Here is a 764-nt window from a genome sequence, read left to right as displayed (position 1 = left end):
CCGCCTGGTGCATTCCAGCCTCAAGATCGCGCTCAAGGGCGAGTCGATGCGCAAGCTCAAGTCCGAGGTTGCGCAATAGCCGTGGCAACACCGCGCAGGATGCTGGCGACGCTGCGCAACGGTTTGGCGAAGGTGCGCAAGGTGCTGCCAGCGCTGCGCAGCAAGTTGGCGACGCTGCGCAGTCTCTTGCCGCCGGTGGGCAGTTTATTGCCGTCGATGCTCAGGTTCTATGGCGCCGATGCGCATTCGCGCTGGCAATGGCCGCTCATGTTGTAGGGCGATGCTGCGCAAGTGGATGGCGGTTTGTACGTACAGCTCCGGTGCAGGGTTCACTGCCGCGTAGGCAGCTCAGAAAACCGTCGCCGCAGACGAAGACATAGCGGGCCAGTTCACTGCCGCGTAGGCAGCTCAGAAAAATTCGCGATCGGTGGCACTGGCCGCGCCTTGGTTCACTGCCGCGTAGGCAGCTCAGAAAAAGGGAATGAGGAAGGCCAGCAAGTTCTTCTCTGTTCACTGCCGCGTAGGCAGCTCAGAAAGGCTGAAATCGTGACCGGCGCGTCGTGGATCAGTTCACTGCCGCGTAGGCAGCTCAGAAAAGGCCACGCTGCAGACGCTGGCTGCCGCCCGCGTTCACTGCCGCGTAGGCAGCTCAGAAATGCTGCGCCCACGTTCTCGGCCTCTCTGGAGCGTTCACTGCCGCGTAGGCAGCTCAGAAATTGACTGGGGATCGCGACGAACCCTAGGCCACGTTCACTGCCGCGTAG

Annotated in this window: 1 protein-coding gene and 1 CRISPR repeat array; the gene reads left to right on the top strand. The window is 62.0% G+C overall.

Annotation, left to right across the window (positions count from 1 at the left end; all coding sequences use genetic code 11):
- The coding region (locus ACTIGJ_RS19590) for a hypothetical protein (protein WP_439641997.1) at positions 1-276 on the top strand (276 nt) is incomplete at its 5' end.
- Positions 277-327: 51 nt separating this feature from the next.
- Positions 328-716: direct repeats of the CRISPR family, unit length 28 nt; unit sequence GTTCACTGCCGCGTAGGCAGCTCAGAAA.
- Between the last annotated feature and the right edge of the window lie 48 nt (positions 717-764).

Origin of the sequence: Nevskia sp. (assembly GCF_051860985.1) — a bacterium.
In the GTDB taxonomy this organism is placed as follows: Bacteria; Pseudomonadota; Gammaproteobacteria; order Nevskiales; family Nevskiaceae; genus Nevskia.
Note: the sequence above shows the minus strand (reverse complement) of the source record. Positions and strands in the feature narration are given on the sequence as shown.